The 20,602-nt window shown below is 60.8% G+C and carries 19 protein-coding genes; 1 reads left to right on the forward strand and 18 read right to left on the reverse strand.

The features are described 5' to 3' along the window. The first annotated feature begins 18 nt into the window (after nucleotides 1-18). On the forward strand, nucleotides 19-1,665 hold the full coding sequence (locus HMPREF1287_RS02970; protein WP_005279111.1) for an L-lactate permease: 1,647 nt from the start codon (nucleotides 19-21) through the stop codon (nucleotides 1,663-1,665). Between the two features lie 175 nt (nucleotides 1,666-1,840). On the opposite strand, the gene whiA is transcribed toward HMPREF1287_RS02970, so the two are convergent. From whiA to gmk, 18 genes are all read right to left on the reverse strand, one after another. Further along, nucleotides 1,841-2,818 carry a DNA-binding protein WhiA gene (gene whiA / locus HMPREF1287_RS02975; RefSeq protein WP_005279109.1) on the reverse strand — a complete coding sequence of 326 codons (978 nt, stop codon included), beginning with the start codon at nucleotides 2,816-2,818 and terminating at the stop codon, nucleotides 1,841-1,843. Nucleotides 2,819-2,973: 155 nt separating this feature from the next. Next, a complete protein-coding gene (gene yvcK / locus HMPREF1287_RS02980; protein WP_023017457.1) occupies nucleotides 2,974-3,951 on the reverse strand; it encodes a uridine diphosphate-N-acetylglucosamine-binding protein YvcK in 978 nt (325 codons plus the stop codon). Between the two features lie 23 nt (nucleotides 3,952-3,974). Next, nucleotides 3,975-4,856: an RNase adapter RapZ gene (gene rapZ, locus HMPREF1287_RS02985; protein ID WP_198010380.1), complete on the reverse strand. Its 882-nt coding sequence runs from the start codon at nucleotides 4,854-4,856 to the stop codon at nucleotides 3,975-3,977. A gap of 44 nt (nucleotides 4,857-4,900) precedes the next feature. Next, nucleotides 4,901-6,970, reverse strand: coding sequence for an excinuclease ABC subunit UvrC (gene uvrC, locus HMPREF1287_RS02990; RefSeq protein WP_005283100.1), 2,070 nt, complete (start codon nucleotides 6,968-6,970; stop codon nucleotides 4,901-4,903). A 3-nt stretch (nucleotides 6,971-6,973) separates the two neighbouring features. Continuing rightward, nucleotides 6,974-7,522, reverse strand: a complete 549-nt coding sequence (locus tag HMPREF1287_RS02995; protein WP_023017455.1) for a PH domain-containing protein — start codon at nucleotides 7,520-7,522, stop codon at nucleotides 6,974-6,976. A 63-nt stretch (nucleotides 7,523-7,585) separates the two neighbouring features. Then, on the reverse strand, nucleotides 7,586-8,062 hold the full coding sequence (gene ribH / locus HMPREF1287_RS03000; protein WP_023017454.1) for a 6,7-dimethyl-8-ribityllumazine synthase: 477 nt from the start codon (nucleotides 8,060-8,062) through the stop codon (nucleotides 7,586-7,588). Next, nucleotides 8,059-9,336, reverse strand: a complete 1,278-nt coding sequence (locus tag HMPREF1287_RS03005; RefSeq protein ID WP_023017453.1) for a bifunctional 3,4-dihydroxy-2-butanone-4-phosphate synthase/GTP cyclohydrolase II — start codon at nucleotides 9,334-9,336, stop codon at nucleotides 8,059-8,061. Before HMPREF1287_RS03005 ends, ribH begins: the two co-directional genes overlap by 4 nt. A gap of 23 nt (nucleotides 9,337-9,359) precedes the next feature. Continuing rightward, nucleotides 9,360-9,962: a riboflavin synthase gene (locus tag HMPREF1287_RS03010; protein ID WP_023017452.1), complete on the reverse strand. Its 603-nt coding sequence runs from the start codon at nucleotides 9,960-9,962 to the stop codon at nucleotides 9,360-9,362. Nucleotides 9,963-10,000: 38 nt separating this feature from the next. Next, nucleotides 10,001-11,023, reverse strand: coding sequence for a bifunctional diaminohydroxyphosphoribosylaminopyrimidine deaminase/5-amino-6-(5-phosphoribosylamino)uracil reductase RibD (gene ribD / locus HMPREF1287_RS03015; RefSeq protein WP_369707512.1), 1,023 nt, complete (start codon nucleotides 11,021-11,023; stop codon nucleotides 10,001-10,003). 11 nt (nucleotides 11,024-11,034) lie between these two features. Beyond that, a complete protein-coding gene (rpe, locus tag HMPREF1287_RS03020; RefSeq protein WP_023017450.1) occupies nucleotides 11,035-11,703 on the reverse strand; it encodes a ribulose-phosphate 3-epimerase in 669 nt (222 codons plus the stop codon). Between the two features lie 10 nt (nucleotides 11,704-11,713). Continuing rightward, complete coding sequence (locus HMPREF1287_RS03025; protein ID WP_084519562.1) at nucleotides 11,714-13,168, reverse strand: transcription antitermination factor NusB; 1,455 nt, start codon at nucleotides 13,166-13,168, stop codon at nucleotides 11,714-11,716. Nucleotides 13,169-13,335: 167 nt separating this feature from the next. Beyond that, nucleotides 13,336-14,277 carry a methionyl-tRNA formyltransferase gene (gene fmt, locus HMPREF1287_RS03030; protein WP_023017448.1) on the reverse strand — a complete coding sequence of 314 codons (942 nt, stop codon included), beginning with the start codon at nucleotides 14,275-14,277 and terminating at the stop codon, nucleotides 13,336-13,338. Nucleotides 14,278-14,352: 75 nt separating this feature from the next. Then, nucleotides 14,353-14,868 (reverse strand): peptide deformylase, encoded by a 516-nt coding sequence (def, locus tag HMPREF1287_RS03035; RefSeq protein WP_023017447.1) that lies wholly within the window; start codon nucleotides 14,866-14,868, stop codon nucleotides 14,353-14,355. Between the two features lie 52 nt (nucleotides 14,869-14,920). Continuing rightward, nucleotides 14,921-16,951, reverse strand: coding sequence for a primosomal protein N' (locus tag HMPREF1287_RS03040; protein ID WP_023017446.1), 2,031 nt, complete (start codon nucleotides 16,949-16,951; stop codon nucleotides 14,921-14,923). Nucleotides 16,952-16,962: 11 nt separating this feature from the next. Then, on the reverse strand, nucleotides 16,963-18,195 hold the full coding sequence (gene metK / locus HMPREF1287_RS03045) for a methionine adenosyltransferase (RefSeq protein ID WP_023017445.1): 1,233 nt from the start codon (nucleotides 18,193-18,195) through the stop codon (nucleotides 16,963-16,965). Nucleotides 18,196-18,293: 98 nt separating this feature from the next. Further along, nucleotides 18,294-19,547 carry a bifunctional phosphopantothenoylcysteine decarboxylase/phosphopantothenate--cysteine ligase CoaBC gene (gene coaBC, locus HMPREF1287_RS03050; protein WP_034654056.1) on the reverse strand — a complete coding sequence of 418 codons (1,254 nt, stop codon included), beginning with the start codon at nucleotides 19,545-19,547 and terminating at the stop codon, nucleotides 18,294-18,296. A 138-nt stretch (nucleotides 19,548-19,685) separates the two neighbouring features. Beyond that, nucleotides 19,686-19,988 (reverse strand): DNA-directed RNA polymerase subunit omega, encoded by a 303-nt coding sequence (rpoZ, locus tag HMPREF1287_RS03055; RefSeq protein WP_005279075.1) that lies wholly within the window; start codon nucleotides 19,986-19,988, stop codon nucleotides 19,686-19,688. A 40-nt stretch (nucleotides 19,989-20,028) separates the two neighbouring features. Beyond that, a complete protein-coding gene (gmk, locus tag HMPREF1287_RS03060) occupies nucleotides 20,029-20,598 on the reverse strand; it encodes a guanylate kinase (RefSeq protein ID WP_005283138.1) in 570 nt (189 codons plus the stop codon). Nucleotides 20,599-20,602 lie beyond the last annotated feature (4 nt).

Genomic DNA, 20,602 nt, shown 5'->3' on the forward strand with positions numbered 1-20,602 from the left:
TAGAATCGAGGATACTCAATGTTTGAGATAAATACCTCTGTTGTGGGAGACAGTCTTGGGCTCACCGCGCTCGTGGCAATTCTCCCCCTCGTGGCTTTCTTCATTATGTTGATGGGCTTTAAAGCCCGTGCACATACTTCAGGAGCCGTTGCCCTTGCGACCTCCATCATCCTGGCCATAGTTGCCTTTTCGATGCCCGTGGATATGGCACTGTCCTCCGCGGTCCGCGGTGGGCTCTTCGGCCTCCTGCCCATTGTTTGGGTCATTATTACGGCGATTTGGTTTTACGAAATCACGGTCGCCTCGGGCCGCTTCGAAGATTTGCGTAAGACCTTCGACCTCTTAGGCGATGGCGATATCCGCATCCAGTCGATGCTCATCGCCTTCTGTTTCGGTGGCCTCCTTGAAGCCCTTGCGGGTTTCGGCGCCCCGGTGGCCATCACCGCCACCATGATTATGGCGCTCGGCGTCAAGCCGCTGCGCGCTGCGACGGTCGTTCTTATTGCCAATACCGCTCCGGTGGCATTCGGCGCGGTTGGTATTCCGGTCACCACCGCCGGTGAGGTTGGCGGACGTACCGCCGAGCAAACCCAAGATATCGCCGGCCTTATCGCCCTGCAGGTCTTGGTCATTGCCGCGATTGTTCCGTTCCTCATCGCATTCATCCTGGACGGCATGCGCGGCGTGAAGGAAACGGCGCCCGCCGCCGCGGTCATCGGCATTTCCTTTGCCGCCGCACAGTGGCTGACCGCCACCTTCTTTGCTTACCAGCTCACCAACGTTATTGCCTGCATCGTCTCCCTGGGTGCCGCCTTCATCTTCCTCCGCGTATGGAAGCCACGCGGCGTCGCGCAGCTGCGCGAGCGCATGGAGCTGCCCGCCGCAGAAACGTCGACCGACCTCAATGGCCGCCGCATCTGGATGGCCCTGCTGCCCTACGCCGTCGTTACCGCCGTATTTGCCATCGCGACCGCAGCACCGGCGATCTTCGGCTTCTGGAAGCTGAAGTTCGCGTGGCCGCTGCTGGATGGCACCGTCATCGGCACCAACGGCGAGGCCATGGACACCAGCTTTAGCTTCAATGTCTTTGGCAACCCCGGTACCTTGCTCTTACTCTCCGGCATTATCGTGGCCATTGTTTATCACTTCTGCAACGAAAACGGCCGCTACAAGCTCAGCTTCGCCCAACCCGTGCAAGCTTTTGGTGAAGTTGCCAACCGCATGAAGTTCTCCGGACTGACCATTGTCTTGGTCCTCGCTTTGGCCTACACGATGAACTACTCGGGTCAGACCATCGCCATCGGTGAATTCGTATCTTCCGCCGGTTCCATCTTCGCTCTCTTCGCTCCCGTGCTGGGCTGGATCGGTACCGCGGTGACCGGCTCCGATACCTCCGCGAACGCGCTCTTTGGCAACCTCCAGGTCGCCGCCGCTGACCGCATTGGCGTCAACCCTGACCTCATGCTAGCCGCCAATACCGCCGGTGGTGTTGTGGGTAAGATGATTTCGCCACAGTCCCTGGCCATTGCGGCAACCGCCGTATCCATGGAGGGCAAGGAATCCGTCATCTTGAAGAACGTCGTGGGCTACTCCATCGCGTTCTTGGCCGTTGTCTGTGTCATCGTCTTCTTGATGACCAACGTCTTGGGCTTCTTGGTCCCATAAGGCGGTCCCATAAAGCTTAGGCCGCCACCGGCTTTAAGCCCCTGCCCCGCCTAGCACCAAATCATCCTCGGTGCTGGGCCGCGGCACAACACAAGGCGGGAAGGACAAGCACCTCAGTGCTGTCTCCTTCCCGCCTTTCGTAGTTCAAAGAGCCGGAGCCAATCGTGCCCAGCGCCTAAGAGTCACCAAAAAGATCGTCCGAGATGGACTCGTTAGTATCGGGGATATCCAGTTCTTCGGCCCGCTTATCCGCCATGGACAATAGGCGCCGAATGCGCCCGGCTACCGCATCCTTGGTCATGGGCGGATCCGCCAGCCGGCCGAGCTCCTCCAACGAGGCCTCGCGGTGCTGCACGCGCAGGCGGCCGGCATCGGCCAGGTGCTCAGGAACGTCATCGCCCAAGATTTCCATCGCCCGATCCACGCGCGCCGCAGCGGTCACGGCGGCCCGCGCCGAGCGGCGCAGGTTGGCATCATCAAAGTTATCCAACCGGCGCGATGTATCGTGCGCTTCGCGCTTTACCCGCTTCTTTTCCCAAGACAAGCGGGTCACCTGAGCGCCCATGCGGGTCAGCAGCGCGCCAATGGCATCGCCGTCGCGGACAACCACCCGATCCTCGCCGCGGGTCTCTTTAGTCTTCGCGGATATCCCCAGGCGCCGCGCGCAGCCCACGAGTGCCAACGCGGCCTCTTGGCAGGGGCAGGTTACTTCCAGCGCCGAAGAACGCCCTGGTTCCGTCAGGCTGCCGTGGGCAAGGAAGGCACCCCTCCACGCGGCCTCGCTATCTGCCACCGTGCCGGAAATGACCTGCGGGGGAAGCCCCACCACGGCGTGACCGGAACGGGTGATCAGGCCCAAGCGGCGGGTAAGCTCCTTCGCCCCTGTGGTGATGCGCACGATGACGCGGGATTTCTTCGCCGTCCCCGCAGGGCCAACAACATGGCTTTCCGCTTCGATCCCGTAGAGCTCGTCCAAAGCCACAAGGATGCGTTGCGCAATAGCCTGGTTATCGAGCTCGAGCTCATAGGCCATGCTGTCCCCAGAGACGTCTACCTCTCCGGCAAAGCGCAGAATCGATGCGAGCTCCGCTGCGCGCGCGGACTGACGGGTTACGCCTACCGCCGCTAGTTCTTCTTTGACCTGTTCGGTCAACGGTGTGGTCACCTAGTTCGCCCCATTTCTCTGTCACAGTCACGAATGACGCTTGTGCAATGCACGGCCCCACGCACACCAACTACTGCGTGGGAAACTGAATTTTCTTATTTTACCGTGCCCCGCGCATTGAGGACTGGCTGGCCTGATTTTAATTAGGCCCGCCGGTACTCGTTATAAAGATCCACGATGACAGAAGAAAGTTTGTCTGGATCGTGTTTCATCAATCGCTGTCCATTGTCATCCTGAATGCTGACATCCGCAAATACCGCGCGCGCCCCCAAGGCTTGCGCGGCGCGCTGCACATAAACCCGTTCGCTCTCATTCGGCAGCGCTGCCGCATCCACCACGATGCGATCGATGCGCAAATTCGGTGCGTGACGGGCAAGAACGTGCACGTGGCGCTCCGCAGAAAAGCCTTGGGTTTCTCCCGGTTCGGCCGACAGGTTGAGCATGACGACGCGCAAGGCATTGGATTCAGAAATGGCCTGGACGATCTCTGGCACCAACGTATGTGGCAGCACGGAGCTAAACCAGGATCCCGGACCGATGGTAATAAGATCAGCTTGTCTAATGGCCTCCAGCGCGGCGGGATTGGCTTGTGGGGCTTCAGGCAGGATTCGCACGCGCCGCACATGCCCCGGCGTCGATGCCACCGCGACCTGGCCGCGGACCTGGCGCATGACCCGGGGGTCATCGTCAAGCCCTGAGACATCGGCCTCAATTTCTAGGGGATGCGGGACCACGGGGATGACCCGCCCGTGCGAGTGGGTAAGCTCCGCCACCGCGTCCAAGGCGGCCTGGTAATCGCCCAAAACCCCGGTCAAACCGGCGATCATGAGGTTGCCCACGGCATGGCCTGCCATAGCGCCATTGCCGCCAAAGCGATGCTGGAGGGTCTTGCCCCACAGCTCGCCTATCCGGTTGTCATCGGCTAGCGCCGCCAAAGCCATGCGCAGGTCACCGGGTGGAATGATATCCAATTCCCGGCGCAGGCGCCCCGAAGATCCGCCATCATCGGCAACCGTCACGATGGCAGAAATATCCGCTGCATTGCTACGCCTGGCGGATAAAAGGGTTTGATAAAGACCATGGCCGCCGCCAAGGCAGACCATATGAGAAGGGTGTTCCATACAGTTTTTAATGCTCCTCAGCCCTAATTGCGGGCGATATCCCGGTGCAAAATGCTGACGTCAAGGGTGTCATTGGCGCGCAGGCGCTTGGCGATGTCCTCAGCTACCGCCACCGAGCGGTGATGCCCGCCGGTACAGCCGACGCCCACGGTGATGAAGTTCTTGCCCTCGTGCCGGTATCCCTCGAGCATGGTGGAAAACATGGCGACAAAATTATCCACAAATTTCTGGGCGGCCGGTTGCGACAGGACATAATCGGCCACAGGCGCATCGGTACCGCGACAGCCGCGCAGCTCCGGAATCCAGTAGGGATTGGGCAAAAAGCGTACGTCGACAACGATGTCGGCATCGCGCGGGGAACCGTTTTTAAATCCGAAGGATTCCACCGTGACGTGCTGGTTCGTATTCTGAAATTCGCCAAATGCAGCTTCGATAGCCCGGCGCAAGTCATGAATCGAGAGGTTCGTGGAATCAATGATGATATCGGAGCGATCCCGAATCTCGGCCACCGCTTGGCGTTCGCGTTGAATGCCCACCTTCAAGGTATCGTCGCCCTGCAAGGGGTGGGTGCGCCGCACAGAGTCGAAGCGGCGAATGAGCACATCATCGCGGGCATCGAGGAAGAGCACGGTGGGCTTCATGCCCAGCGCCGTTAACTCATCGATGGTTTCCATGAGGGAACCCGGAAACATGCGGGAACGCACGTCCGTTACCGCCGCAACCTTTTCAACGGGCGTTTCTTCCTGGTTGCACAATTTCCACAGGTCCACGATGGCGCGCGGCGGGATATTATGCGCCACGTAGTAGCCCTTATCCTCAAAAACCTTGGCGGCGGAACTCAACCCGCCGCCGGACATGCCGGTAATCAAGATGGGCGGAGTCTCGAAGTGCGTCATGCACACCAGTCTAGCGTTTTCGCGCTCTACACTTCTGCCGGAAGGCTGCTTATTTACTGTGCGTCGTGCAACTTATCGTAGACGGTCTGGGCCAGCTTCGGCCCGAAGCCGTTGACCTCGCAGATCTCATCCACCGAAGCAGCCTTGAGCTTTTTGACGGAGCCAAAGTGCTTGACCAAATCCGTCCGGCGCTGCGGACCGAGACCAGGAATTGCATCAAGCGCCGAAGAGCGCATGCGCTTAGACCGTTGTTGCCGGTGGTAGGTAATGGCAAAGCGGTGCGCCTCATCGCGAATCTGCTGCAGCAAGAACAGGGCCTGGGAATTGCGCGGCAAAATCACCGGTTCATTATCGCCTGGAACCCAAATTTCTTCCAAGCGCTTGGCCAGCCCCACGAGGGTGACATCGACAATGCCCAGTTCATCAAATACCTCTTGCGCCGCAGCCACCTGGGGCGCGCCGCCGTCCACGATGAACAACTGAGGAGGATAGGCAAAGCGGCGGCCTGCCTCGGCGGATTCTTCCGCCACCTTCTCTTCCGCGAAGGAGGATTCTTCCTTTTCCTCGTCCGGGTTCGCCAACTTATCTTGGTTGTGGCGCTTAAACCGGCGCCGCGTGATTTCTGCAATGGAGCCGACGTCATTGGAATGCCCGTCGCCGGCGGCTTCCTTGATGCGGTAGCGCCGGTAATCGGATTTCTTCGGGATGCCGTCTTCAAAAACCACCAGCGAGGCGACGACATCGGTGCCTTGGATATGCGAAATATCGGTGCACTCAATGCGCAGCGGTGCTTGGTCCATGCCCAAGGCATCCTGGATATCCTGCAGCGCCGCAGACCGCGCGGTGAGGTCGCCCACGCGCTTCAGCTTGTGCTGACGCAGCTGCTCCTTGGCGTTCTTCTCCACGGTATCCATAAGGGAGCGTTTATCGCCGCGTTGGGGAACGCGCAGATCGACGCGCGCACCACGCAGGTCTTCCAAGAGGGACACCACTTGTTCGGACTCCTCCGGCATGGCCTGGACCAGAATCTCGCGCGGGATGACGTGGACGTGGCGCTGTTCCATGTGCGATTCCTGGTCCACCCCGCGCCGCGGCACATCCGCAGCTAAAGCCGCGTCCTCACGGGCTTCTTGTTCTTCGCGCTCCACGGCATCCGAGTAAAACTGGATGAGGAAGTTTTGCACCAAGGCGGGCAAGGCGGGATCGGGTTGGCCCTCCTCAATGGGCTCAGAGGTTGCCTGGTCGCCGGCGCGTTCAACGACCCAGCCGCGCTGGCCGCGGATCCTGCCGCCGCGCACGTGAAAAATTTGGACGGCGGCTTCCAATTCATCGGAATTAAACGCAATCAGATCGGCATCGGTGCCATCGGCGAAGACAACCGCTTGTTGCTCCATAATCTTATCGATGGCCCCAAGGTCATCGCGCAGCCGCGCCGCGCGCTCAAATTCCAGGTTTTCGGCGGCAGCCTCCATGTCCTTGACCAGCTTGCGCCTAACTCCCGCCGTGTTGCCGTTCATGAACGAGACCAACTCATTGACGGTCTCGCGGTGTTCTTCCTTGCTTACCCGCCCGATGCAGGGCGCATCGCACTTGCCGATGTAGCCCAAAAGGCACGGCCGCCCCAGCCGCTCATGCCGGTTATATACACCCTTTGAACAGGTGCGCATGGGAAAGACGCGGGTGAGCAGATCCAGGCTTTCGCGCACCGCCCATGCATGGGAATAGGGCCCGAAGTAGCGCACCCCCTTACGCCGGGGGCCGCGGTAAAAAAAGGCGCGCGGGACAACCTCTCCCACCGAGACGGCAAGCATGGGATACGTCTTGTCATCGCGGTACATGACGTTGAAGTGCGGGTCGAACCGCTTAATCCAGGTATATTCCAGCTGCAGGGCTTCAACTTCGCTGGCAACAACCGTCCACTCCACGGAGCTGGCGGTCAACACCATTTGCCGCGTGCGCGGGTGCAGCTGCGTGATGTCTTGGAAATAATTGGACAGGCGCGCCCGCAGGTTTTTGGCCTTGCCTACGTAGATGACGCGCTTGTTTTCATCGCGGAACTTATAAACGCCCGGCTCCGTCGGAATGGTTCCTGGGGCGGGGCGATAGGTGGTTGGATCTGCCAATGCTTAATCCTGCGGCATGTATTTGGCTTCCAGATCGCGGAAGTCACGGACTTTTGTGATCACGGTATCTTTATCGCCGGACTGCAGCGCCCACACGGGCACGGCCTCAAATTCGGGCAGCTCGAGGCGGGCCATGCGCTGGCCGACGGGGAAGGATAGCCCGTAGACCACCTGCCACGGGTAAAAGCGCGTGCCGATGATATTGCGGACCTCTACCCCATCCTCATTGGCCTGCAGCCGCGGCCGGTTCAGCGCAATCCAGGACAAGATGGAAATGACTACGCCCACACCGGGGAAAGCAAATTTATCGATGGTGGTCACGTGCGCGCCGGTAAAAGAGATATCGAGAGTGACACCCATGAAAATATGGATGGCCATGACTAGGATGACCCAGCCGATGGCAATCTTGCGCAAAAACGGGGACTTGGCGGTATACTCCCACGGCTTCGACGTGGTCCGTGCGAAGGGATCCGCGCTGGTATAGGCCAATACTTCCGCATCGCTAAGGGTGCGGCGCGGTTGGGATTCATTCGAGGCTGCGGACTCATTCATGTGTTTACTCCTCTGGAAGTCCTGCCTGCCGGTCAATGGTCAGGATTTCGATTGGCCTTGTTATTAATATTCTGCGTTTAGTCTACGCAATTGCAACGCGGTGTCTAAAGCCGCAATCATGGATTCTGCGCCCTTATTTTCCGCAGAGTCTGGGAAACCTGCGCGATCGATGGCCTGCTGCTGGTCATTAACCGTCAAGACACCATTGCCAATCGGCGTCGATTCATCCAAGGAGATGCGCGTTAGGGCTTGGGTGACGGAATCGCAGACGTAATCGAAGTGCGGAGTGCCGCCGCGGATGACGCAGCCCAAGGCAACGACGGCATCGAATTTCCGCGCTGCTGCTTGGACAACCACACCCAATTCCAAGGAACCAACGACGCGGAATTCTGCGACCTCTGCCCCATTTGCCCGGGCAGTCTCCACCGCCTGCTGATGCAGCTGATCGCAGACCTCCTCATTCCAGGTCGCGGTCACCACCGCGACGCGGAGGCCGCGCGCATCTACCTGCGCGATAGCGGGTAATCCTTCTTTACTCATTTGCCTAATTCTCCTTCGTGCTGCGCGTCCCACTGTGCCACCTGCGGAAGATCGTGGCCCATGCGGTCGCGTTTGGTCCGCAGATACCGAATATTATCGGCGTTGGCGGCGATGGTAAGCGGGGTATGTTGGCTGACTTCAATGCCGAATCCGGCGAGCCCTTCTCCCTTGTGCGGGTTATTGGTCAACAGTTGTGCCGATTCCACCCCAAGGTCCTTCAGGATCTGGCCGGCCACGGAATACTCCCGGGCATCTTCTGGCAGCCCTTGTTCCAAGTTCGCGTCGACCGTATCCCAGCCCTCGTCCTGGAGCCGGTACGCCTGGAGCTTGTGCACCAATCCGATCCCGCGGCCTTCGTGGCCGCGCAGGTAAATTACTACCCCGCTGCCGGCTTCTTGCACCTTGCGCAGGGATTCCTGCAATTGGGGGCCACAATCGCACCGGCGCGAGCCAAAAACATCCCCAGTAAGGCACTCGGAGTGCACGCGCACCACGACATCGCGGGCACCGCGAAGCTGCGCCGGATCGCCGGCGATTAAAGCAATGTGTTCTTGACCGTCAAGGTCGTGGCGGTAACCAATCGCGGTGAATTCGCCATACTCGGTGGGCAGGCGGGTTTCCACCGCCCGCTGGGTTTGCACCTCGTGGTGGCGGCGCCACTCGATGAGCTGCGCGATAGAAATCAGGGCGAGGCCGTGCTTATCGGCAAAGCGGCGCAGCTCCGGCCCGCGGGCCATATCCGTCGGGTCTTCTTCTGATACGACTTCACACAGCACGCCCGCAGGACGAAGGCCAGCAAGGCGCGCCAAATCGACGGCGGCTTCCGTGTGCCCATCGCGCTCCAGCACCCCACCGGGCCGTGCGCGCAGGGGAACGACGTGTCCTGGCCGAGTAAAGTCGCTGGACCGGGTCGAAGGATCCGCCAAGCGGCGGATGGTTTCCGCGCGGGAGGCCGCAGAAATTCCGGTAGAGCCTGTCGCCGCATCCACGGTGACCGTATAGGCGGTCTGGCGCACATCCTGGTTCTGCGCCATCATCGGCGGCAAATCGAGCCGCTGGCAATCTTCCGGCAATAGCGAGGCGCACACGTATCCGGAGGAATACCGCACCATAAACGCGACCAGTTCCGGGGTTGCCAGCTCCGCGGCAAAGATCAGATCCCCTTCGTTTTCCCGTCCTTCATCATCCATGACGATGACCGGCTTGCCGGCGGCAATCTCCGCAATGGCGTGGTCGATGGCATCAAAATGGATGCTCTCTTCAGTCGCGAACATAACCTAGCAGTCTAGTCCTTTGCTTAAGCAATCCCGGATTCGGGGTGAAGCATCTTTTCTACATACTTCGCCAGCACATCCACCTCGAGGTTTACGATATCGCCAACCTTGGATTCACCGTGCGTCGTCTCCCGCAAGGTGGTTGGGATGAGGGAGACCTCGAACCAATCTTCGCCTACGGCGCTGACGGTCAAGGACGTGCCGTTGACCGCGATGGAGCCCTTTTCCACGACGTACCGAGCAAGATCGCGGGGCAAGCTAAAGCGCAGCACGTCCCAGTGCTCCGAGTGCTCGCGCGAGACCAAGCGCGCCGTGCCATCGACATGGCCCTGCATCATGTGTCCACCCAGCCGCGTGGTCGGCAGCAATGCCGGCTCAACGTTCACCCGCGCGCCCTCTTTCAGCTGACCGAGTCCCGTCCGGTCCAATGACTCTTGCATCACATCAGCGCAGAAAATATCCCCATCCAATTCCGCGATGGTAAGGCACACGCCATTGATGGCGATGGAATCCCCTAGGCGCGCGTCACTCACCGTCTGCGGCGCGCGAATGCTCAGCCGCAGCGCATCCGCCTGTTGCTCGAGCGCGGCTACCGTGCCGAGTTCTTGTACTAGCCCTGTAAACAATTAATCCCCTTGTGTTTATCTCTTAAGTATCTAATCTCTTAACGCTCGTTCCGCGCCTCGTATTCTACGAGGACATCGGGCCCGAGGCTGGTGGTGCGCACGGTGGTAAAACGTGGGGCATCGGCAAGCGTGTGCGCCACCGTATTCGCCAGAACCCCGCGCCCCTGGCCGAGCAGGATGGGGGCAATATACGCCGCCAGCGCATCCACGGCGCCAGCCTCGATAAAGCCCTGGGCCAGGCCAGCCCCGCCTTCCACCAAGACGTCGCGGGCGCCGCTAGCATATAGCTCCTTCAGCGCGCCCTCGATGCTGTCATATTGCTCAAACCCCAGCCGCTGCAGGTGAGAGGCCTTCTCACCCGCGACACGAAGATCGCGCTTGCCGATGACCACGCGGCGCGGCTGGTGCTCCCGCAGACTCCCATCGCTAAAGCGCGCGGTAAGCGAGGGGTTATCGGCAAGCGCGGTGCCGGTGCCGATAATGATGGCATCGCGCCGCGCTCTATCGGCGTGGACCCACTCGCGGGCCTTAGGCCCAGTGATCCACTGGCTCGTGCCATCGGCGGCAGCGGTAAACCCATCTAAGGTCTGCGCAAATTTCAGGGTGACGTGCGGGCGCTGCAGCTTTACCGCGCGCAACCAGGCACGCACCGCGTCTTCGACGCCATCCGGTGCGGTGAGCTGGCCCACCTCAACCCCGGCGGCGGCCAGGGCCTGCGCACCCCCGCCCGCTTGGGGCGTGGGATCGGGATGCAGGTAGAACACGCGGGCAATTCCGGCATCGATAAGCGCCGTGGCGCAGGGACCCGTCCTGCCCGTATGCGCGCAGGGCTCCAGGGTAACCACGGCCGTGCCGCCGCGGGCCTTCTCGCCGGCCGCGCGCAGCGCCATGACTTCCGCGTGGGCACCGCCCACCGGCTGGGTCGCACCAATGCCCACAACGGCGCCGGTAGCAGACAAAATCACCGCGCCTACAGGAGGATTGGGGCTTGTGGTACCGCGCACCGCCGCGCCGGCCTGCATGGCCTGAAGCAATGCTCCGGGAATATTGGTTTCATCCATCGCGCCGGCCATTATGACCGCGCCGCAAGCGCGCGCAGTTCTTCCACCGCCTGCGCTGGATCGTCGCTTTTGAATACGGCCGATCCTGCCACGAAGGAATCGCACCCGGCCTCCGCGGCCAAGGCAATCGTATCCGGGTCGATGCCGCCATCGATTTCGATGACGGTATCGAGGTTCTGCTGGTCAATGCTTTCGCGCAGGGCGCGGACTTTATCCAGCATGGCGGGCATGAATTTCTGCCCGCCAAAACCTGGTTCTACGGACATGACCAGCACCTCATCAAAATGGCGCAGCTTATCCAGCCACGGCTCAATGGGCGTATCCGGCTTGATGGAAAAGGCGGCACGCGCGCCCAAGTCCCGAATCTTTTCTGCCAATTCCACCGCGGCTGCTTCACCCTCAACCGCTTCCACGTGAAAAATGATCGTGGTAGCACCGGCTTTGATATAGGTCTCCACCCATTTCGCCGGTGACTCAATCATCAGGTGCACGTCAAGCGGCTTATCCGTGGACCTTTTCACCGTGGCCGTAATATCCGGACCGAAGGAAAGGTTGGGGACAAAGTGCCCGTCCATGATGTCTACATGGATCCAATCGGCATTCGAGATGGCCTCTAGTTGTTCACCTAGCCGCGCGAAGTCAGCAGCCAAAATTGACGGAGAAATAAGTGGTGCAGGCATACCGTTAATCCTAGCGCCCTTCCTCATCGCCGCGCCGCAATACCGCCATGAACATGGCATCGGTGCCGTGGCGGTGCGGCCACATTTGGACGGATTTTTCTTTTCCTACATTGCCCATATCCGGGATAAAATCCCGCGCATCCAGCTCCTGCGCGCCCAGCTTTTCTACCGCTTGGTCGACGATGTCACGGGTTTCGCGCAGGTCCGGCGAACAGGTGGAATACACCACGACCCCGCCCGGGCGCACGAGCTTTAAAGCAGAGGACAAGAGCTCGAATTGAAGTGTCGAAAGCTCGGCAATATCGTCCTCCGATTTCCGCCACCGCGCCTCTGGTCGGCGCCGCAATGCGCCCAGGCCCGAACACGGCGCGTCCACCAAGATGCGATCGAATCCCGAGCCGACCTGCGGGTTGCGGCCATCGGCCACATGAACGGTCACCGGCAGCCCTTGCACGGTCTTTTCAATCAGTTTCGCGCGGTGCGGTGATACTTCCACGGCATCGACCTGCGCGGACTCGATGCGCGCCAAGGCCCCCATCAAGGCCGCCTTGCCACCTGGGCCCGCACATAGGTCGAGCCAACGTCCCTGGTCGGTACCGCTGACAGGAACCTCGCACACCGCGCGGGCGATAAGCTGCGAGCCTTCATCTTGTACCGCGGCCATGCCCTGCTGGACCGGTTCCAATTGGCCTGGGTCCCCAGAATCCATATACACCGCGTAGGGCGAGTAGGTACCTTCTTCGTTTCCGGTAATCAGCGCCAGTTCCTCGGCGGAAATTTCGCCCGGCCGCGCCACCAGGTGCACGCTCGGTCGCTCGGAATCCGCCGCTAAGGCAGCCGGCAATTCCTCGGGGTCGACAACGCGGGCAAAAGACTCCGCGATCCACGTTGGGTGCGCATGCCTAAAGGCCAGGCCCGCAACCTCACCTTCTGGGGCAAGGCGCTTGAGCCACTCATTCGGCGGGGTCCGGGTAATGGTGCGCAAGATGCCATTGGCAAACCCTTTGGCTTTTTCTTCCCCGCCCGCCACGACGAGCCGGACGGAGGTATCTACCGCAGCGTGGGGTTCCACGCGCGTATAGAGCACCTGGTAGGTGCCCAGACGCAGGGCATCGATGACCACCGGCGAGATTGCCTCCAACTCGCGCGAGGAGCACTGCGCGATTACCGCATCGAGCACGCCCAAGGTGCGCAGGGTGCCATAGGTAATCTCCGTGGCAAACGCGGCATCGCGGCCAGAAAGTTTCTGCTTGCGCAGCGCCTTGGGCAGGACGAGGTTGGCAAACGCATCCTCTTCACTTACCCGGCGCACCACATCGAAGGCAACGGCGCGGGCCGGATCCACGCCCTGGTCGATGGCGGCCTGCACCAGTGTTTTCCCCGCGCCCGTGTTCTTTGTGCCCGCATTCCGATTACCTCGGTTTCCTCGGTTATCCCGGTGGTCGCGGTTGCGCTGATCCTGCATGCCGCGACCACGCTGTGCGGATCCACGCTGAGCTTGGCCGCGATTGTCTTGGCCACGCTGCGCATTGCCTCGCTGCCCACCGCCGCGCTGGGGCGCGCCGTTCTTGCCGTGTTGTGTAGCCTCCGGCGCCTTGTCGCCGGACTTACTGCGGGAGCGGAATCCACCAGTCACTGGAACCTCACCTCTGCGTTCTTTCCTAATCCACGCGCCCAATCGGCCGCATTCATCATCTTTTTGCCCGGCGGCTGAATCCTATCCAGCTGCACCGGTTGCGTCGCGGTCCCGATGTACACCGCGTCCTTGCTAATCAGCGCCTCGCCCGGATGCAGCTGCTTGCCGATGCCCTCGGTGAGACTCACCGGGCCGAGCTTGAGGCGGGCATCGTCAAGCAGCGTCCACGCGCCCGGGCCTGGGGTGTGGGCGCGGATATGCCGGTCGATGGCGAAGGCAGGCTGCGCCCAGTCAATGCGGGCTGCCGCGGTAGAGATCTTCGGCGCATAGGTGGCTTCGCCGCTTTGGGCCTGCGGCTCCAGCGTGCCGGCCTCCAGCCCATCCATGGTGGCGACCAGGAGATCCGCCCCGGAATACGCCAGCCGTGTGAGCAGATCGTCCGCGGTATCGGTTCCGGTGATGTCTTCTGTAACCGTGCCGAATACCGGGCCCGTATCCAGGCCTTCTTCAATCCGGAAGGTGGACGCACCGGTAATATCATCGCCCGCCGCGATAGCCGCCTGCACCGGCGCCGCGCCGCGCCAGGCGGGAAGAAGGGAAAAGTGCAGGTTGACCCAGCCATGGCGCGCGACATCCAAGAGATCCTTGCTAATGAGATTGCCATAGGCCACCACCGGAATGGCCTCGGGCTGCAGCTCCGCCAGGCGCTCACGCAGGTTATCGCCATCCTCCGTGCCAGGCCGCAGCGTGGTCGGGGTCAACACCTCGATGCCGTGTTCTTGCGCCAGCGCCTTTACCGGGCTCGGGTGAAGGCTGCGGCCCCTGCCCTTCTTCGCATCGGGCCGGGTAATGACCGCTACCACTTCGTGGCTGGAGGCAAGCAATTTCTCCAATGCCACCACCGCCGGCTCTGGGGTGCCGGCAAAAATAATCCGCATACTGGATGAGTCTCCTCGAGGTCTCGGGTGAAAATTCTAGGGTACAACGAGCCTGCCTGCGTTGCCGAAGCTCGCCTACCCCGCGCTATTAAACCAATCGGCTTCGCGGATGGTACGCATGGCGGCCTTGCGGTCGGCATCGCCAAGCCGGCGCAGGAATAACACTCCATCAAGGTGATCGGTTTCATGCTGAATGCACCGAGCCAAAAGCCCCGAGGCGACCATCCCCACCGGCCTGCCTTCTACATCGCGCCCAGAGACAAATACCCGGTTGTGCCGCGGTGTATCGGCGCTAATCCCCGGGATGGATAGGCATCCTTCCGGGCCAACCTGCATGTCTTCTCCCAGCGGCGTCCACACGGGGTTGATGAGAACCCCGCGCAATCCGGCCTGGATAGGCGAACAATCATAGACAAAGATGCGCTTGAGAATGCCCACTTGGTTCGCCGCGAGTCCCACCCCGCCGGCGGCATCCATGGTCTCCAACATGTTCTGCGCCAGCGTGCGCAGGCTGGAGTCAAAGGTCGTAATCTCTTCGGCCCGCGTGCTCAGTACGGGATCCCCGTAGAGCCTGATGTCTAATTCCGCCACTGATTTGTCCCTTTCTCATGTACTGCCTATTCGCCTAAGTTTATGCGCACTTCTAACCCACGTGAATGGGATCGACCATGATGCGTAGTGGCAATTCATCCTTGCGCGCGCTGCGCGCCGCATTTGCCTTGCGCAAGGCGCGCCCGAGCTGCGATCGCGGCCCCAGCGGGGCGCGCACCACTAGGCGTTGGGGTGGGCCAAAGCGGTCCGCATCGTATTCCCCGGGGAGGCTGTCCCCTGGCGGGAGCGGAACCGGGCCTAAGACCTCGGCGTGCTCTGGCAGGTCCACCAACTGTTCGAAGGAATCCAGAGCCGCGTCCGCCCCATCGATGGCGGCGAAGTGCACGGCCGGCGGAAAGCGCACCTCGCGCCGGGCCCGCAATTCCTCTACCGCGGCCGCGACCATGTCCCAGCTCATGAAGTGGCGGACGACGGGAAGTTCCGGATCCGCGGCGATGATGACGCGCCCGCCCTTAAAATGCGGCCTGACCATGGTGGCCGCCTGCGCCCATTTGGCCAGGCAGTCCTCGGTGGCGCGCAAGTCTTGCCGGTTTAATAAGGTGCCCGCGTCCAATAGCAGCGCCGCGCCATAGGCGCCGCCATTCACCCGCGGCTCGGCGCCAGGGGTAGCAATCACTAATGCCGGGGCATTTTCAATTGAGCCCACGACCTTATTGCCGCCAGAAACCACGACGGACGTATTGGGAAAGGCGCGCCCCAATTCCTCCGCGGTGCGTTCAGAGCCTAAAACGATGGCGCGCAGGCGCGGCGAACCGCACTCGGTACAGCGATGATTGGTGGCAATGCGCCCGCACCAACGGCAGGTAGGCATGACGGCTTCCTCGCTTGAGCGCTCCGAGCTCGGAGGCAACCCCAATGGCCCGTTACAGTGGCGGCACCGCGCGGGAGAATGGCACTTTCCACAGGCCAAAATAGGCGCATACCCCTTGCGCGGGGCCTGCACTAGCACTGGTTCGCCGCGGTCGAGGGCCTGCTGCGCCGCCTGAAAGGCCGGCGCCTGCACAGAGGTCGTACCGCCCTCCAAGTCCCTAGAAATGGATAGCCCGTAGGCACCAATGGCCAAAATATCGGGCCGGCGCGCCTCTATGGTTGAGGCGCTCGGGATGAGGTTGTGTGCCCACCCAGAGTCCACCAATAATTGGGTTTCCGCCGTGCGCGAGTGGTTCGCCGCAATGAAGCTGCAATTTTCAAAGGCAGAGCGGGTGGTAAGCACCTCCCGGGCGTGGACGTAGGGCTTAATATTATCCACCAAGTTATCGTTACCATCATCAAAAATGACGGCCAGCTGCAGGTTGTCCACGGGGGTAAAAGCCGCCGAGCGCGTTCCAATGACGATTCGCGCCTGCCCCACCAAGGCCGAAAGATAGCGGCGATAGCGCGCTTGCGGGCCCATGCTATTGGTGAGCACCGTGATTTGTTTCGGCCCCACAACACCGCGCAGGGCGTTTTCAAGGGCGTCCACTACCTTTTGGTCTGGGACCACGATAAGGACGCCTCCCCCACCCAGGGCAACCTTGACCGCTAAGGCCGCGAGTGCATCTTCCCATTCATCGCCGGGAGCGATTTGCCACGCGGCACGTGCTAATTTCCCGCCCAGGATGGAATCAACAAAGGTTTCCCCATGTTGATAGGCAGACCACCCGGATAAATCGGGCTCGCTGGCGGCGCCGAGTTCTTCCCACGGCGTATCCAAATCCGCTTCTTCTGCCTTTGCGTGCCGCGGCGGAATGGCGGAGCGAATGATATCGGAGCAAATTCCGCCATAGCGATCCGCAAGGGCTTCCACCAGCCGGGACAGCTGCGGTGGATAAACGTGGAATGGGGAGATGACCCGCTCGATAAAGCGCAGCTGCCCGCCAAAATCGGACTCATGCTTGCGCTCGACGATGATCGCATCCACCAAGCGCCCATTGAACCGAATGCGCACCTTCACCCCGGCTTGGGCGCTATCAGATTCGGCCTCATCTACCAGGTAATCAAAGCCCCGATCGAGGTGGGCAACCCCTAGAAGAGGCAACACCCGCGCGACCGGTTTCCGGGCGGCGGGTGTTTTCTTAGGCATAAGCCCACATTCTACAGACCAGCGGCAGCGCGCAATTCCTCCACTCGGTCCAACTGCTCCCACGGCAGGTCAACGTCGGTACGTCCAAAGTGGCCGTAGGCGGCGGTCTGGCCGTAGATAGGACGCAGCAGATCCAATTCGCGGATGATGGCGGCCGGGCGAAGGTCAAAGACCTTATTGACGGCAGCCTGGATCTGCTCATCGGTCAAGTTCTGCTTCGCGGTTCCGAAGGTCTCGACGTAGAGGCCAACCGGCTTGGCGCGACCGATGGCGTAGGCCACCTGCACCTCTGCGCGATCCGCCAGGCCCGCGGCGACGATATTCTTGGCCACCCAGCGCATGGCGTAGGCCGCAGAGCGGTCCACCTTGCTGGGGTCCTTGCCGGAGAAGGCACCGCCGCCGTGGCGGGCCATGCCACCGTAGGTATCCACGATGATCTTGCGGCCGGTAAGGCCTGCATCGCCCATTGGGCCGCCCAAGATGAAGGAGCCGGAAGGATTGACCAAGAGGTTGGTCTCATCGGTGTAGTACTTATCAAGGCCGGCATCCTTAATGACCCAGTCCAGCACCTCGCTGCGCAGGTGGGTTTCTAGCCACTGGCTATCAACCTCAGGATCGTGCTGGGTAGAAATAACGACCGTATCCAGGTGAGAAGGCTCATTATTCTCGTTATATGCAAAGGTCACCTGGGTCTTGCCGTCCGGGCGCAGGTGGTCCACAATGCCCTCTTTGCGCACCTGGGTCAGGCGGCGGGACAGGCGGTGCGCCAAGGCGATTGGCAACGGCATGTACTCCGCGGTTTCATTCGACGCGTAGCCAAACATCAGGCCCTGGTCGCCGGCGCCGGCGGTGTCATTTTCCTCGTCATAATCCGCGCCCTGGTCGCGCGCCTCGGTGGAGGTATCCACGCCGGCACCGATTTCCTGCGACTGCTCGCCGATGGCGATGTTGACGCCACAGGTATTGCCATCAAAGCCCACATCGGAAGAGGTAAAGCCGATGGACTTTAGGGTCTCGCGCACAAGGGCCGGGATTTCCACGTAGGCGTTGGTGCGGACCTCGCCCACGACGTGTACCTGGCCGGTGGTAACCAGCGTTTCCACGGCGACGCGAGACTCCGGATCCTTTTCTAAAAGTGCATCCAAGATGGCATCCGAGATGGCGTCACAGATTTTATCCGGGTGCCCCTCAGTAACGGACTCGCTTGTAAAAAGACGAGCTTCCACTGCAGCGTTATCAGTCACAAAAACTTCCTTAGATTATTTACGTATTCGATACCGAGGCATTCTGCCCCTACCCATCATATGGCAACCCTAGACCAAGCGGTCTATAAACGCAATATTTAATTTCCCGGTTCAATCATTTCATTCACGGCGTCCAGAATCTGCGCCGCGACGACCTGCTTAGATCCATGCTCTACGCGCTGTGGTTCCTCGTTTCGCCGCAGGATCCACCCCTCGCTGCTTTCCCGGCCAAAGGTCACGCCGCGGCCGACCTCATTGGCCATCAGTACGTCGCACCCCTTACGCGCAAACTTTTCTTTCGCGTAATCCAGCGCCGAAGAATCGGCATCTCCCGTCTCGGCCGCGAAACCGACGATGACGCACTTCTGCGGCACCTCGCCTTCCTCGCGGGCTGCCACGAGAGACTTCAAAATATCTGGGTTTTCCACCATCTCTAGCGTCGCGAGCGCATCATCGGCCTTGCCCTTTTTCATCTTGGACTCGGCCACGTTCGCGGGCCGGTAATCCGCGACCGCCGCGGCCATGATGACGATATCGGCATCGCGGGATTCCTCGCGCATCGCGGCCTCCAAGTCTTGGGCAGAAACGATATTCCGGATCGTAGCCCCGCTCGGCACCGGCAACTCCGCGGTATTGCCGGCCACAATCGTGACATCCGCGCCCTTGTGTGCGGCCACCTCTGCCAGCGCATACCCCTGCCTGCCGGAGGAACGGTTTCCTAAATAGCGAACCGGATCCAATTCCTCTTGGGTGCCGCCAGCAGAAATGACCACCTTCAGCCCCGCCCAGCTGTGATCGATATGAAAGCCAGCGAGCTCGGTGCGCGCGATGGCCGCAATCTGTTCTGGATCCGGCAGCCTGCCCGCGCCCGTATCCTTACCCGTAAGGCGCCCGTGCGCTGGTTCCATGACGGTAATTCCGCGCCGGCGCAGGGTCTTTACGTTGTCTTGTGTCGCTGGGTTATTCCACATCTCGGTGTGCATGGCGGGCGCCACGATGATGGGACACGTTGCCACCAGCACGGTCGCGGTCAAGAGATCATCGGCGCGTCCCGCAGCCAAACGGGCAATAAGGTCAGCCGTGGCAGGGGCGATGACCACCGCATCGGCCTCCTGGCCTACCGCTACATGTTGCACGTCCTCTACGGCCTCAAAAACACTGGTGGAAACGGGATTTCCGGATAATGCCTCAAAAGTGGCGGCACCTACGAAGTTCAATGCGCTTTCTGTAGGAACGACGCGGACATTATCGCCATGTTCTTTGAAATTGCGCACCAAGTGGCAGGCCTTATACGCGGCGATGCCACCGGCAACGCCAAGCACGATATTGCGAGGAGATTTTGAAACAGTCACATCGCACAATCGTACCGTGCAGGCATGACAAGAGCCCCGCCCGGCCACCACATTAGTTCCACAGAAGTGAAACCAAGTGGGCTTGGCCGGACGGGGCTGAAATGAGGCACAAGGTGCGCACGCGAAAGCGAGCGCTACTTACTTGCCTTCCTCGTGGTCCAACAGACCTGCGTCGATTTCGCGCAGCGCGATGGACAGTGGCTTCTCGCCGGGCTCTGGGTTAACCAGTGGGCCGACGAACTCAAAGACGCCTTCATCTTGCTCTTGGTAGTAGCTATTGATCTGGCGCGCACGCTTGGCAGCGAAAATTACCAAGGCGTACTTGGAAGAAACCTTGTCCAACAGCTCATCGATTGGCGGGTCCGTAATGCCAATCGGGTCATCAAATACCGGTTCCGACTTCGCGGATTCAGTGTTAGAAGGGGTGGTCACGTTAGTCACATGCACCTTTACATTGGTTGAAGATGGTCAAAAGAAGAGTCTATCCACGCAGGATATCACTAATGGCGGCCACTGCCTCATCTAGGTTTTCATTGACCACAACGTGATCAAACTCATCCTGTGCAGCTAGTTCCTCGTACGCAGTGTGCAACCTACGATCAATGACGTCTTGCGGTTCGGTACCGCGACCGGTCAGGCGCTCTACCAACACCTCCCACGAAGGCGGTGCCAAGAAGACCAAATCCGCTTCCGGCAAGGCCTTGCGAACGCTGCGCGCACCGGCCAAATCGACCTCGACGAGAACCGGGCGACCGGCGTCCAAGGCCTCTTCTACGGGCCGGGCGGGTGTTCCGGAACGCTGCAATCCGCCGTGAATATCTGCCCATTCGAGCATCTCACCGGCATCAATGCGTTCCTGAAAGGCCTCAGGGGTGACGAAGAAATAATCCACGCCATCTTGCTCCCCGGGGCGGGGCTGGCGCGTTGTCATAGACACGCTGAAATACAGCCCCTCGACGTCATGCCGTAGACGCGAGACTACGGTGGATTTCCCCACTGCGGAAGGACCCGCCAACACGACGAGGCGACCGCGAGCAGTTGCGTCAGCCATAGAC

The sequence above is a fragment of the Corynebacterium sp. KPL1986 genome, from assembly GCF_000477975.1.
Classification (GTDB): Bacteria; Actinomycetota; Actinomycetes; order Mycobacteriales; family Mycobacteriaceae; genus Corynebacterium; species Corynebacterium accolens.

Coding starts and splice junctions, on each gene's coding strand:
- HMPREF1287_RS03040 (WP_023017446.1), bottom strand. CDS start 16,951: ATGCCTAAGAAAACACCCGCCGCCCGGAAACCGGTCGCGCGGGTGTTG.
- ribD (WP_369707512.1), bottom strand. CDS start 11,023: ATGGATGAAACCAATATTCCCGGAGCATTGCTTCAGGCCATGCAGGCC.
- ribH (WP_023017454.1), bottom strand. CDS start 8,062: ATGAGTAAAGAAGGATTACCCGCTATCGCGCAGGTAGATGCGCGCGGC.
- HMPREF1287_RS03005 (WP_023017453.1), bottom strand. CDS start 9,336: ATGTTCGCGACTGAAGAGAGCATCCATTTTGATGCCATCGACCACGCC.
- HMPREF1287_RS02995 (WP_023017455.1), bottom strand. CDS start 7,522: ATGAATGAGTCCGCAGCCTCGAATGAATCCCAACCGCGCCGCACCCTT.
- HMPREF1287_RS03025 (WP_084519562.1), bottom strand. CDS start 13,168: ATGCAGGATCAGCGCAACCGCGACCACCGGGATAACCGAGGAAACCGA.
- fmt (WP_023017448.1), bottom strand. CDS start 14,277: ATGCGGATTATTTTTGCCGGCACCCCAGAGCCGGCGGTGGTGGCATTG.
- yvcK (WP_023017457.1), bottom strand. CDS start 3,951: ATGGAACACCCTTCTCATATGGTCTGCCTTGGCGGCGGCCATGGTCTT.
- rpe (WP_023017450.1), bottom strand. CDS start 11,703: ATGCCTGCACCACTTATTTCTCCGTCAATTTTGGCTGCTGACTTCGCG.
- gmk (WP_005283138.1), bottom strand. CDS start 20,598: ATGGCTGACGCAACTGCTCGCGGTCGCCTCGTCGTGTTGGCGGGTCCT.
- HMPREF1287_RS02970 (WP_005279111.1), top strand. CDS start 19: ATGTTTGAGATAAATACCTCTGTTGTGGGAGACAGTCTTGGGCTCACC.